At 72.1% G+C, this 13,303-nt stretch carries 10 protein-coding genes; 8 read left to right on the top strand and 2 right to left on the bottom strand.

Annotation, left to right across the window (positions count from 1 at the left end):
- The first annotated feature begins 561 nt into the window (after window positions 1–561).
- On the top strand, window positions 562–1,011 hold the full coding sequence (locus ABD330_RS23295; RefSeq protein WP_344467903.1) for a PTS sugar transporter subunit IIA: 450 nt from the start codon (window positions 562–564) through the stop codon (window positions 1,009–1,011).
- 174 nt (window positions 1,012–1,185) lie between these two features.
- Window positions 1,186–2,856, top strand: coding sequence for a phosphoenolpyruvate--protein phosphotransferase (gene ptsP, locus ABD330_RS23300; protein ID WP_344467904.1), 1,671 nt, complete (start codon window positions 1,186–1,188; stop codon window positions 2,854–2,856).
- Between the two features lie 190 nt (window positions 2,857–3,046).
- Here the strand turns inward: ptsP and ABD330_RS23305 are convergent, their stop codons facing one another.
- Window positions 3,047–5,065: an acetoacetate--CoA ligase gene (locus tag ABD330_RS23305; RefSeq protein ID WP_344467905.1), complete on the bottom strand. Its 2,019-nt coding sequence runs from the start codon at window positions 5,063–5,065 to the stop codon at window positions 3,047–3,049.
- Window positions 5,066–5,408: 343 nt separating this feature from the next.
- Window positions 5,409–5,957, bottom strand: coding sequence for an NUDIX domain-containing protein (locus tag ABD330_RS23310; RefSeq protein WP_344467906.1), 549 nt, complete (start codon window positions 5,955–5,957; stop codon window positions 5,409–5,411).
- Between the two features lie 112 nt (window positions 5,958–6,069).
- Here ABD330_RS23310 and mmuM point away from each other — a divergent pair, with 112 nt between their 5' ends.
- From mmuM to ABD330_RS23340, 6 genes are all read left to right on the top strand, one after another.
- Window positions 6,070–6,999, top strand: a complete 930-nt coding sequence (gene mmuM / locus ABD330_RS23315) for a homocysteine S-methyltransferase (protein WP_344467907.1) — start codon at window positions 6,070–6,072, stop codon at window positions 6,997–6,999.
- 93 nt (window positions 7,000–7,092) lie between these two features.
- A complete protein-coding gene (locus ABD330_RS23320) occupies window positions 7,093–7,857 on the top strand; it encodes an IclR family transcriptional regulator (RefSeq protein ID WP_344467908.1) in 765 nt (254 codons plus the stop codon).
- Between the two features lie 272 nt (window positions 7,858–8,129).
- Window positions 8,130–8,852 carry an MIP/aquaporin family protein gene (locus ABD330_RS23325; RefSeq protein WP_344467909.1) on the top strand — a complete coding sequence of 241 codons (723 nt, stop codon included), beginning with the start codon at window positions 8,130–8,132 and terminating at the stop codon, window positions 8,850–8,852.
- 127 nt (window positions 8,853–8,979) lie between these two features.
- The gene (glpK, locus tag ABD330_RS23330) at window positions 8,980–10,506 is read left to right on the top strand and encodes a glycerol kinase GlpK (protein ID WP_344467910.1); all 1,527 of its coding nucleotides are present in this window, start codon (window positions 8,980–8,982) and stop codon (window positions 10,504–10,506) included.
- A gap of 147 nt (window positions 10,507–10,653) precedes the next feature.
- On the top strand, window positions 10,654–12,249 hold the full coding sequence (locus tag ABD330_RS23335) for a glycerol-3-phosphate dehydrogenase/oxidase (RefSeq protein ID WP_344467911.1): 1,596 nt from the start codon (window positions 10,654–10,656) through the stop codon (window positions 12,247–12,249).
- A gap of 264 nt (window positions 12,250–12,513) precedes the next feature.
- Window positions 12,514–13,293 (top strand): sulfite exporter TauE/SafE family protein, encoded by a 780-nt coding sequence (locus tag ABD330_RS23340; RefSeq protein ID WP_344467912.1) that lies wholly within the window; start codon window positions 12,514–12,516, stop codon window positions 13,291–13,293.
- Window positions 13,294–13,303 lie beyond the last annotated feature (10 nt).

Here is a 13,303-nt window from a genome sequence, read left to right on the forward strand (position 1 = left end):
ACATATCTGGCGTTGACTTTTGGCACGCTGTTGAGTTCTCAAGGAACGGACGCTTCCTTCAAGCTGCTCTCGCAGGCTCTCCGGGCGCTTCGTTCTTGTCACTAGCTTACCAGATCCGTTTGCCTGGTCTTAACCAGAGCTTTGCGGTTCTGACTCGCAATGTTCACCGCTTCGTTCCGCGGCGACTCGACAAACGATAGCCCTTCCCGCGCCGAGTGCCTAATCGAGCCGCGCGGCGCGTCGCCCGGCTGGCGCAGTCAGGGCGGGCCGCGGGGGCGGTCGAGGCGATCGTGCCTCCTCATCCCGATGCCGTAGAGTGCGGCGAGTCGGCCAAGAGGACTAGACCACTTGGGCGCGCAGGGGCCGCCGGCCACTGGTACGACTGCCCTGTCGGCACGTGGCGATGGGCCGGTGGTGCTGATGAAGCAGCTCGGTACCGCCTGGCCATCCCCTGTGGGTCGAGTGCGATATGTCCGTAGTTGACATGATTTAGGCTTCAGCCGATGTCCTTGCCGCTGTCCTGCGGCTGCACCTTGTACTCCGCACCCGGGAGGCTCCCCCATGACCACTGTGATGTCGCCGCTGGCCGGCCGCGCCGTCGGGCTCGCCGCCGTGCCCGACCCCGTCTTCTCCGGCGCCATGGTGGGCCCCGGCACCGCGATCGACCCGGTGCGCGAACCGACGGAGGCGGTGGCTCCGGTGGACGGCGTGGTCGTCTCGATGCACCCCCACGCGTTCGTCGTCGTCGACGGGAACGGGCACGGCGTGCTCACCCACCTCGGTATCGACACCGTGCAACTGAACGGCGAGGGCTTCGAGCTGCTCGTCAGCAAGGGCGACACGGTGACCCGCGGGCAGGCCGTCATCAAGTGGGACCCTGCCGCCGTCGAGGCGGCCGGCAAGTCGCCGATCTCCCCGATCGTCGCGCTGGAGGCCAGCTCCGACGCGCTCGGCGAGGTCCGCGAGGACGGGGACGTCAAGGCCGGCGACACCCTGTTCAGTTGGCAGTGACCTCTGCTGCGTCCCGGGCCGCTCGGCGCCCTGGGCGCGGGTGCACAGCGGGTGCACAGTGGTGTGGGCCAGCAGGCGGACACGCAAGCCGAGCATCCCGCCTCGTCGGACCGGACGGGGCGGCCAAGGACAGCGCGGCCGTCAGCAGGCCGCATCCCAAGCGGAGACGGTGAGATGGAAAAGACGCTGCGAGGCGTAGGTGTCAGCCACGGTGTCGCGATCGGCCCCGTGCGGCACATGGGTACTGCGGTCCTGGAGCCGCCCGCGACGCAGATCCCGACCGAGGACGCCCCCCGCGAGCAGGCCCGGGCCCAGGCCGCCGTGGACGCCGTGGCGGCGGACCTGATCGCCCGGGGCAACCTGGCCGGCGGCGAGGCGCAGGCCGTGCTGGAGGCCCAGGCGCTGATGGCGCAGGACCCCGAGCTGATGGCCGACGTCAGCCGCCGGATCACCGTCGGCAGCAGCGCCGAGCGCGGCGTCTACGACGCGTTCGCCGCCTACCGGGCGCTGCTGGCCGCCGCCGGGGAGTACCTGGCCGGGCGGGTCGCGGACCTGGACGACGTGCGCAACCGGATCGTCGCCCGGCTGCTCGGTGTCCCGATGCCCGGCCTGCCGGACAGCGACGAGCCGTACGTCCTGTTCGCCCGGGACCTCGCGCCCGCCGACACCGCGCTGCTCGACCCCGCGCTCGTGCTCGGCTTCGTCACCGAGGAGGGCGGCCCGACCAGCCACAGCGCCATTCTGGCGCGGGCGATGGGCGTGCCGGCCGTCGTCGCGCTGCCCGGTGCCGCCGAGGTGGCGGAGGACGTGGTCGTGGCCGTCGACGGCAGCAGCGGTGAGGTGCTGATCGCTCCCTCCAAGGAGAAGCAGACCGAGCTGCGGCGGGTCGCCGCCGAGCGCAGGGCGGCGCTCTCCGCCAGCTCCGGCCCCGGGCAGACCTCGGACGGGCACCTGGTGCCGCTGCTGGCCAACGTCGGCGGGCCCGCCGACCTGCCCGCCGCGCTGGACGCCGGTGCCGAGGGCGTCGGCCTGTTCCGGACCGAGTTCCTCTTCCTCGACGACTCGGCGAAGGCGCCGAGCGAGGAGAAGCAGGTCGAGGCGTACCGCAAGGTGCTGGAGGCCTTCCCCGAGGGCCGGGTGGTGGTGCGGGCGCTGGACGCTGGCGCCGACAAGCCGCTGGACTTCCTCACCCCGGCCGACGAGCCCAACCCGGCGCTCGGCGTACGCGGGCTGCGGACCCTGCTGGAGCACCCCGAGGTGATGCGGACCCAGCTGCGGGCCCTGGCCAAGGCCGCCGAGGGTCTGCCGGTGCACCTTGAGGTGATGGCCCCGATGGTGGCCGATCGGGTGGACGCCAAGGCGTTCGCGGACGCCTGCCGGGAGGCCGGGCTTCGGGCGAAGTTCGGCGCGATGGTGGAGATCCCGTCCGCCGCACTGCGGGCCCGCTCGATCCTGCAGGAGGTCGAGTTCCTCTCGCTGGGGACCAACGACCTCGCGCAGTACACCTTCGCCGCCGACCGCCAGGTCGGTGCGCTGGCCCGTCTGCAGGACCCGTGGCAGCCGGCGCTGCTCGACCTGGTCTCGCTGTCGGCGGACGCGGCGCGCTCGCTGGGCAAGAGCTGCGGCGTGTGCGGTGAGGCCGCGTCCGACCCGCTGCTGGCCTGCGTGCTGGTGGGGCTCGGGGTGACCAGCCTGTCGATGGGCGCGGCGTCGATCCCGTACGTGCGGGCGGCTCTCGCCAAGGTGACGCTGGCGCAGTGTCAGCGGGCGGCGGAGGCTGCGCGGGCGATGGACAGCGCGGAAGAGGCGCGGGCTGCGGCGGCGCAGGTGCTTTCCGGGGAGTAACTCGGGCGGGGCGCGGGGAGCTGGGCTGCGCAACTGTGCACGGAGGTGTGTGGTTGGCAGCGCAGTTCCTCGCGCCCCTTTGGGGTTCACCGGTGATGAGAGAGACGTAGGGGGCGCGGGGAACGCGCTGCGCGGCTGTGCACGGGAGTGCAGGGTCGGCAGCGCAGTTCCCCGCGCCCCTCTGGGGTGCTCAGCCGCGGCGGGTGGCGGCGAGGCGTTCGAAGAAGCGGAGGTGGTCGAGGTTGTCGACCGAGCCGGGGTTGACCGCCTGGTCGAGGGGGGTGCCGGAGAGCAGGCGCTTGACCGGGACCTCGATCCGCTTGCCGGTGAGGGTGTGCGGGAGGCCCTCGACGGCGATCACCTCGTCGGGGACGTGGCGCGGGGAGAGCTCGGTGCGCAGCGAGGTGCGGATCCGGCCGATCAGCGGGTCGTCGAGGGTGGCGCCGGGGGCGAGGACGACGAAGAGCGGCATCCAGTAGCCGCCCTCCGCCTCTTCGAGGCCGATCACCAGCGACTCGGCGATCTCGGGGAGGCGCTCGACCACCTCGTAGATGTCCGAGGAGCCCATCCGGACGCCCTGGCGGTTCAGGGTGGAGTCGGAGCGGCCGTGGATGACGACGGTGCCGCGCGAGGTGACGGTGATCCAGTCGCCGTGGCGCCAGGTGCCCGGGTACATCTCGAAGTAGCTGTCGCGGTAGCGGGCGCCGTCGGGATCGTTCCAGAAGCCGATCGGCATGGACGGCAGCGGCTGGGTGACGACCAGCTCGCCGACCTCGTCGGTGTGGGCCTTGCCCTGGACGTCCCAGGACTCGACGGCCGCGCCCAGGCAGGGGGCCTGGATCTCGCCGAGGTACACCGGGAGGGTGGGTACGCCGCCGACGAAGCAGCTGCAGACGTCGGTGCCGCCGCTGACCGAGGCGAGCCAGAGGTCGGACTTCACCTCGTCGTAGATCCAGCGGAAGCCGTCGGGCGGCAGCGGCGAGCCGGTGGTCCCCAGGCAGCGGACGGCGCTGAGGTCGAGGTCACGGCCCGGGTGCAGGTCGGCCTTGCGGCTGGCGATCACGTACGCGGCGGAGGTGCCGAGGACGGTGGCGCCGGTGCGGGCGGCGACCGACCAGAAGGCGCCGGTGTCCGGGTGGCCCGGGCTGCCGTCGTAGGTGACGACGGTGGCGCCGACCAGCAGGCCGGCCGCCAGGAAGTTCCACATCATCCAGCCGGTGGAGGTGTACCAGAGGAAGCGGTCCTCGGGGGTGAGGTCGAGGTGGAGCCCGGCCTGCTTGAGGTGTTCGACCAGGATGCCGCCCTGGCTCTGCACGATGGCCTTGGGCAGGCCGGTGGTGCCGGAGGAGTAGAGGACCCAGAGCGGGTGGTCGAACGGGAGCTGCTCGAAGACCGGCTCGGTGGCGGAGGCGGTGAGGTCGTCCCAGTGCAGGGCGCCTTCGGGGGCGGGGCCGCCGAGCAGCGGGACGTGGACGACCGCGCGCAGGGTCGGGAGTTCGCGGCGCAGCTCGGCGACCACCTCGGTGCGGTCGTGGTTCTTGCCGCCGTAGTGGTAGCCGTCGACGGCGAACAGGACGACCGGCTCGATCTGCTGCAGGCGGTCCAGGACGCTGCGGGCGCCGAAGTCGGGAGCGCAGGAGGTCCAGACGGCGCCGATCGAGGCGGTGGCGAGCAGGGCGACGATCGCCTGCGGGATGTTCGGCAGGTAGGCGCCGACCCGGTCGCCGGGGCCGACGCCCTGGGCGCGGAGCGCGGCGCTGAGCGAGCCGACCTGGCGGCGGAGCTCGGCCCAGCTGAGAGCGACCGGCTCGGGGGTCTGCTCGTCCATGTGCAGGATGGCGGGCCGGTCCGCGTTGGCCAGGTCCTCGCCGTGGCGCAGCGCGTGCTCGGCGTAGTTGAGGCGGGCGCCCGGGAACCAGCGGGCGCCGGGCATCGCCGGGTCGGCGAGGACTGCGTCAGGTGCGGTGGAGAAGCGGACGTCGAACCAGGCGGTAACGGCCGTCCAGAACCGGTCGAGGTCCTCGGTGGACCAGGCGTGCAGGGCCGCGTAGCGGGCGGCGGCCTCGTCGTCCGTGGTGGTGGGCGCGAGGGGCGCGGCCGGGGCTCCGTGGTGTTCGGCGGCCCAGGCCTGGAAGGCCACCAGCTGGGTGGCAGCGGCGCGCTCGGGGGCGGGCCGCCAGAGCGGCTGGTCCTGGGTGGAGGTGGTCACGGTGGTGGTCTCCCGGCCGAAGGATGGGGGACGGGGGCTGCTGGTCGCAGGGCCCGTCCGGGGTGGCTCTGACGGTGCAGACCCTGCCACGTGCGGCCTGGCTGCGCCAGGGGCTCGCCTGGTCACGGGGGGTCGGGGGGTGCGTGGTGCGGGAGGGTGCGGGGGTCGGTTGGGGGGTGCAGCTGGCTCTGGGTGCGGACGGTGCGGGGCGGTCGCCTTCCGGGTTCGCGCAGTTCCCCGCGCCCCTGGGGAAGTGCAGCTGACTTTGGGTGCAAAGGGTGCGGGGCGGTCGCCTTCCGATTTCGCGCAGTTCCTCGCGCCCCTGGGGTGGCTGGGCTGGTGTTCAGAGTTTGGCGTAGTCGCCGGTGAACCAGGACTGTTGGACGCCCGTGTGGAACTGGAAGGCGAGGGGGGTTTCGGCGGTGGCGAGTTGCCAGCCGTCGGTCTCGTCGGTGGGGCGGGAGGGTGGGAGGTCGGCGAGGGGGCGGGCGGGGAGGAGGCCGAAGAGGCAGAGGAAGCCGCCGGCCGCGTCGGAGGCGGTGGAGACCAGGGTGATGTCGGCCGGGTCGGCGTGGATGCCGGTCTCCTCGCGGAGTTCGCGGACGGCGGCCTGCTGCCAGCTCTCGCCGTAGTCGATGTAGCCGCCGGGGAAGGCGAGTTCGCCGTAGCCGGGCTCGATGGTGCGGCGGATGACGACCAGTTGGCGGTCGCCGTCGGGTACGTCGACGGGGAGCAGGACGACCACCACGGGCAGTGGGTTGCGGTAGCTGATCTCCGCGCAGCCGGGGCAGCTGCGGGGCCAGTCGACGGTGCCGGGCGGGTAGGGCGTTCCGCACCAGTGGCAGTGGGAGTGGGGCCCGTGCGCGGTCCGGTCGGCCTCGTGAGTGGTCATGTTGTGGATGGTAGTGCGGCGGGGAGGTGCGGTCAGGCGTCTTGCCCTACGGGGTCGGCGGCCGTGCGGTCGTAGAGTTCAGGCACTGTCCGAGCCCCGCTGGAGGCCCTCCGTGCGCGTCCGTCCCGCCACTTTCGCCGAGGCGCTGGCCGCCGGGCCGCTGGTGCTCGACGGGGGGCTGTCGAACCAGTTGGCGGACGCGGGCCAGGACCTCTCGGACGGGCTGTGGACGGCCCGGCTGCTGGCGGACGAGCCGGAGGCGGTCGTCCGGGCGCACGCCGGGTACTTCGCGGCGGGGGCGGAGGTCGCGGTGACCGCGAGTTACCAGGCGAGTTTCGAGGGGTTCGCGCGGCGGGGCATCGGGCGGGCCGGGGCCGTACGGCTGCTGGGGTCGAGTGTGGAGCTGGCGCGGGAGGCCGCGCGGCGGACGCCCGGGGGCGGTGCACGCTGGGTGGCGGCGTCGGTCGGGCCGTACGGTGCGGTGCTGGCGGACGGGTCGGAGTACCGGGGCCGGTACGGGGTGGGCGAGGCGGAGCTGGAGCGGTTCCACCGACCCCGGCTGGAGGCGCTGGCCGCCGCCGGGCCGGACGTGCTGGCGGTCGAGACGATCCCGGACGCGGACGAGGCGCGGGTGCTGCTGCGGGCGGTGCGCGGGCTCGGGGTGCCGGTCTGGCTGTCGTACAGCGTCGAGGGGGCGCGCACCCGCGCGGGGCAGCCGCTCGCGGAGGCGTTCGCGCTCGCCGCCGAGGTGGACGAGGTGGTCGCGGTGGGTGTGAACTGCTGCACGCCCGGGGACGCGGGGCGGGCGGTGCGGATCGCGGCCGGGGTGACGGGCAAGCCGGTGGTGGTCTATCCGAACAGCGGCGAGGCCTGGGACGCCGGAGCCCGGGACTGGCGGGGTGTGCAGGGGTTCCGCGCGGCGGAGGTGGCCGGGTGGGTGGGCGACGGCGCGCGGCTGGTGGGAGGCTGCTGCCGGGTGGGTCCGGCCCAGATCGCGGAGCTGGCGGCCGCCGTCCGGGGGCGGGCGGCGGGCGGTAGCTGACGGGGGAAGGTGCACGGTCGGGCGTCAGCCTGGCAGACTCATGCCGAGACCATTCCGGTCGACAATGTCGACCACTTGTCAGCGGAGGTACCCATGCCCGGCCCGATCCAGTCGCTCTCCCGGGCAGCCGCGATCATGCGACTGCTGGCCGGCGGCGAGCGCCGGCTCGGCCTGTCGGAGGTGGCGACCTCGCTGGACCTGGCGAAGGGCACCGCCCACGGCATCCTGCGCACCCTCCAGATGGAGGGGTTCGTCGAGCAGGACCCGGAGAGCGGGAAGTACCAGCTGGGCGCGGAGCTGCTGCGGCTGGGCCAGAGCTACCTGGACGTGCACGAGCTGCGCGCCCGCGCCCTGGTCTGGGCGGACGACCTGGCCCGGGCCAGCGGCGAGACGGTCTACCTCGGGGTGCTGCACCAGCAGGGGGTGCTGATCGTCCACCACGTGTTCCGGCCGGACGACACCCGGCAGGTGCTGGAGGTCGGCTCGATGCAGCCGCTGCACAGCACGGCGCTCGGCAAGATGCTGCTGGCGTACGACCCGGTGGCCCGTGGGGAGTTGGGCGAGGGGCCGTTGGAGTCGTACACCTCGCGGACCCTGACCGACCTGGGCGACATCGACGCCGAGTGCGCGTTGGTCCGGGAGCGCGGCTGGGCCGACTCGATCGAGGAGACCTGGGAGGGCGTCGCCTCGATCGGCGCGCTGATCCAGGACCGGCGGCGCAACCCGGTCGGCGCGGTGTGCATCAGCGGCGCGGTGGAGCGGGTGTGCGAGGACGGGTTCGTCCGTCCGTCGCTGGTCGCCTCGGTGCGCAGCGCCGCGCGGGCGATCTCGCGGGACCTCGGCGCGGGACGTTTCTGACCCCTTCCTCCCTGTGAGCGCGGGCGGGCTTCGGCCTGTCCGCGCTCTGGCGTTTTGTCAGGATTTCGTGGCGTTCTGCTGCTAGTTTCACGGGCGACCTACGGTCACAGCGAGTGATGGGTCACAGGAGGGTCACCCTCCCTTGACGTGAGCCGGGACGAGAGAGCAAGCTTCCGCATGACGGTCGACATTGTCGAACGGTGGCCGCAGAACACCGAACGACACGCCGTTCTCCCCCACCTGCTCCAGGCCATACGGACAAAGGAGTCTTTGTGTCCGCCTTCTCCAACGGCGACATCTTCGTCGGCGAAACCATCGGCACCGCTGCGCTGATACTCCTCGGCGGTGGCGTCTGCGCCGCCGTCACGCTCAAGAAGTCCAAGGCTCTCAACGCCGGCTGGCTCGCGATCACCTTCGGCTGGGGCTTCGCGGTGATGGTCGCCGCCTACATGGTGCTCCCGAAGTCCGGCGCCCATCTGAACCCGGCCGTCACCATCGCCCTCGCCGTCCAGAGCGGCGACTGGAGCAAGGTCCCGGTCTACATCGGCTCCCAGCTGCTCGGCGCGATGATCGGTGCCGTGCTGGTCTGGGTCACCTACTTCGGCCAGTTCCAGGCCAACGAGGAGCCGACGCTCGGCATCTTCTCGACCGGGCCCGAGATCCGGAACCCGGTCCAGAACCTGCTGACCGAGATCATCGGCACCATGGTGCTCTGCCTGGCGATCCTCACCCACGGGCTGAACAAGGGCGACCTGGCCCTCAACGGCGTGGGCGTGCTCGTCACCGCCTTCACCGTGGTCGGCATCGGCCTCTCGCTCGGCGGCCCGACCGGCTACGCGATCAACCCCGCCCGTGACCTCGGCCCGCGCATCGTGCACGCGCTGCTGCCGATCCCGAACAAGGGCGGCTCCGACTGGTCGTACGCCTGGATCCCGGTGGCCGGCCCGGTCATCGGAGCCCTGCTCGCCGGCGGGCTGTACAACGTCGCCTTCTAGGAAGTCGCCTTCCCGTCGGAGCGCCGCCTTCAGCCCGGGTTTGCCCGAGCACGATATACGGGACTGAACCTGCGTCAGGCAGACCGGTCCCGTTCCCCCCAACCCCTCCTTCCGAGCCGAGGACCTCATGACCACCGAGCTTTCCGGTAACTACATCGCCGCGATCGACCAGGGCACCACCTCCAGCCGCTGCATCATCTTCGGCGCGGACGGCCGGATCGTCGCGGTCGACCAGCAGGAGCACAGCCAGATCTTCCCGCAGCCGGGCTACGTCGAGCACGACGCCGCCGAGATCTGGACCCGGGTGCAGTCCGTGGTCCGCGGCGCGCTGGAGAAGGCCGGCCTGACCAAGGACGACATCCGCGCGATCGGTATCACCAACCAGCGCGAGACCACCGTCCTGTGGGACAAGAACACCGGCAAGCCCGTCCACAACGCGCTGGTCTGGCAGGACACCCGGACCGAGGCGCTCTGCCGCGAGCTCGGCCGCAACGTCGGCCAGGACCGCTTCCGCCGCGAGACCGGCCTCCCGCTGGCCAGCTACTTCGCCGGCCCGAAGATCCGCTGGCTGCTGGACAACGTCGAGGGCCTGCGCGAGCGCGCCGAGGCCGGCGACATCCTGTTCGGCACCATGGACACCTGGGTCATCTGGAACCTCACCGGCGGCGTCGACGGCGGCAAGCACGTCACCGACGTCACCAACGCCTCGCGCACCATGCTGATGAACCTGAACACGCTGGCGTGGGACGAGAAGATCGCCGAGTCGATGGGCGTGCCGCTGGCCGTCCTGCCGGAGATCCGCTCCTCCGCCGAGGTCTACGGCCACGCGGTCGGCGACCTGGCGGGCGTACCGGTCGCCGCCGCGCTCGGCGACCAGCAGGCCGCGCTGTTCGGCCAGACCTGCTTCAGCGAGGGCGAGGCCAAGTCGACGTACGGCACCGGCACCTTCCTGCTGCTGAACACCGGCGAGAAGATCGTCAACTCGTACCACGGCCTGCTGACCACCGTCGGCTACCGGATCGGCGACCAGGCCCCGGTCTACGCGCTGGAAGGCTCGATCGCCGTCACCGGCTCGCTGGTGCAGTGGCTGCGCGACCAGCTCGGCATCATCTCGACGGCCGCCGAGATCGAGACCCTCGCCAACACCGTCGAGGACAACGGCGGCGCCTACTTCGTCCCGGCCTTCTCCGGCCTGTTCGCCCCGTACTGGCGCTCCGACGCCCGCGGTGTGATCGCCGGTCTGACCCGGTACGTGACCAAGGGCCACCTGGCCCGCGCCGTGCTGGAGGCCACCGCCTGGCAGACCCGCGAGGTCGTCGACGCGATGGAGAAGGACTCCGGCGTGACGCTGACGGCCCTCAAGGTCGACGGCGGCATGACCTCCAACAACCTGCTGATGCAGAACATCGCCGACGTCCTGGACGTCCCGGTCGAGCGCCCGTACGTGGCCGAGACCACCGCGCTGGGCGCCGCCTACGCGGCCGGCCTCGCGGTCGGCTTCTGGCCCGACCTGGACACCCTGCGGGCCAACTGGCACCGCGCCGCCGAGTGGACCCCCCGCATGGACGAGGCCACCCGGGAGCGCGAGTACAAGAAGTGGCTGAAGGCCGTGGAGCGCACCATGGGTTGGGTGGAGGAGGACGAGCAGAACTAGCCGTACGAGCCGGCCGGGGCCCTGGGCCCCGGCCGGCCGAAGATGTTTCCGGCTCTGACGGGCCGGACCCCGGCCTCCAGCTGAGGCCGATCGCACACCCGAGAGGAGAAACGGCGCCCGCCCGCACCGGACGCCGTAAAACAGACCATGGCTACCTTCCCGACCCTGGGCGCCGGCCGCAGCACCGGCCACACCGCCTCCCGCGCCGAGACCCGCGAGCAGCTGGGCAAGGCCACCTACGACCTGCTGGTGATCGGTGGCGGCATCCTCGGCACCGCGACCGCCTGGACGGCGGCCCAGTCGGGCCTGAAGGTCGCCATGGTCGACGCCGGCGACTTCGCCGGTGCCACCTCCAGCGCCTCCTCCAAGCTCGTCCACGGCGGGCTGCGCTACCTGCAGACCGGCGCGGTGAAGCTCGTCGCGGAGAACCACAAGGAGCGCCGCGTGCTCTCCAGCGACGTGGCCCCGCACCTGGTCAACCCGCTGACCTTCTTCGTCCCCGTCTACAAGGGCGGCCCGCACGGCGCGACCAAGCTCGGCGCCGGTGTCTTCCTGTACTCCGCGCTCTCCGCCTTCCGCGACGGCATGGGCCGGGTCTCCACCGCCGCGCACGCCGCGCAGCAGGTGCCCGCGCTGCGCACCGAGGGCCTGCGCTCGGTCGCGGTCTACGGCGACCACCAGATGAACGACTCGCGCGTCGCGGTGATGACCGTGCGCGCCGCCGTGGAGGCGGGCGCCGTGGTGCTCAACCACGCCGAGGTCACCGGCCTGCGCTTCACCGGCACCCGGGTCACCGGCGCCGAGCTGAAGGACCGGCTGGACGGCACCGAGTTCGGTGTCAACGCCCGCCTGGTGCTGAACGCCACCGGCCCCTGGGTCGACCACCTGCGCAAGATGGAGGACGCGGGCTCGGCCCCCAGCATCCGCCTCTCCAAGGGCGCGCACGTGGTCGTCAAGCGCCGTACGCCGTGGCGCGCCGCGCTGACCATCCCGATCGACAAGTACCGCGTCTCCTTCGCCATCCCGTGGGAGGACCACGTCCTGCTCGGGACGACGGACGAGGAGTACACCGGTGACCCGCAGGACGTGCGCGCCACCGAGGCCGACATCGACCAGATCCTCGGCGAGGCCGGGCACGCGATCAAGGACGAGCACCTCGACCGCGACCTGATCACCTACTCCTTCGCCGGCCTGCGGGTACTGCCCGGCGGCCCCGGCGACACCTCGGCCGCCAAGCGCGAGACCGTCGTCACCGAGGGCCGGGGCGGCATGCTCTCGGTCGCGGGCGGCAAGTGGACGACGTACCGTCACATCGGCCGTACCGTGCTGGAGAAGCTGGCGCACGTCTCGGGCACCGGGCTGGCCGAGGACATGTCGGCGATCCCGAACACCGTCCCGCTGCCGGGTGTCGGCGCGCCGAACGCCGTCGCGCACCGGCTGCTGATCGACCGTGAGCCCGGCTCGCGGATGGAGCCGCTGGTCGCCAAGCACCTGGCCAGCCACTACGGCACGCTCTCCTTCGAGATCGCCCGCCTGATCGCCGACAACCCCGAGCTCGGCGAGCCGATCCACCCGGACGGCCCGGACGTCTGGGCCCAGGTCGCCTTCGCGGCCGACAACGAGTGGGCGTACACCACGGACGACGTGCTGCGCCGCCGCACCACGATGACGGTCCGTGGGCTGGACACCCCGGAGATCCAGGCCCAGGTCGCCGCCTTCCTCGCGAAGCGCGGAGCGAAGTAGGCACCCGCTCAGCCACAGTCAGGGGCGCGGGGAACTGCGCGAGAGCGGTAGGGCACAGGTCGTCGCCTTCCGGTCTCGCGCAGTTCCTCGCGCCCCTTTTGGTTACCCGGGTGCGCGGAAGCTCAGGGGAAGCTCAAATTTTCTTGATCTTGCCGGTTCGCGGGCGATCCATGATCAACACTTCGAACGTGCTGGTGGAGACCACCGCGACCGGTCCGGCACAGTGACCTCCGGTCCGACAATCAGCAGACGAAGGCGACGGCCATGCCCGACATACCCCTGACCACCCTGGCCCTGCTCTGCCTCGCGGCGGGCGGGGCCGGGTGGGTCGACGCGGTGGTGGGCGGCGGCGGCCTGATCCAGCTGCCCGCGCTGCTGCTCGGCCTGCCGCACCTGCCGACGGCGTACGTCCTGGGTACCAACAAGGCCGTGTCGATCGTCGGCACCGGCGCGGCGGCCGTCACCTACACCCGGCGGACCAGGATCGACCTGCGGACCGCCTTCCGGATCGGCCTGGCGGCGGCCTGCGGCTCGCTCTGCGGGGCGTTCTTCGCGGCAGGGATCGACAGCGCGGTGCTGCGCCCGCTCATCATGGTGGTGCTGCTGACCGTCCTGGCGTTCGTACTGTTCCGGCCGTCCTTCGGCTCGGCGCCGGCCACCGGGCCGGTGAGCCGGCAGCGGGTGCTGGTCGCCATCCTGGTCGTCGGAACGGGCATCGGCTTCTACGACGGGCTGGTCGGCCCCGGTACGGGCACCTTCCTGGTGCTCGCGCTGGCCACGACCCTGCACCTGGACCTGGTGGCCGCCTCGGCGACCACCAAGATCGTGAACCTCTGCACCAACCTCGGCGCACTGGTGATGTTCTCCTACCAGGGCAGGGTGCTCTGGCAGCTGGCCGCGCTGATGGCGGCCTTCAACCTGACGGGCGGGCTGATCGGCGCGCGGATGGCGCTCAAGCGCGGCAGCGGCTTCGTCCGGGGGGTACTGGTCGTGGTGGTGGTGAGCCTGGTGGTGAAACTCGCACACGACCAGTGGTTCGCCTGAGCAACGCTCA

Origin of the sequence: Kitasatospora kazusensis, from assembly GCF_039529945.1 — a bacterium.
In the GTDB taxonomy this organism is placed as follows: domain Bacteria; phylum Actinomycetota; class Actinomycetes; order Streptomycetales; family Streptomycetaceae; genus Kitasatospora; species Kitasatospora kazusensis.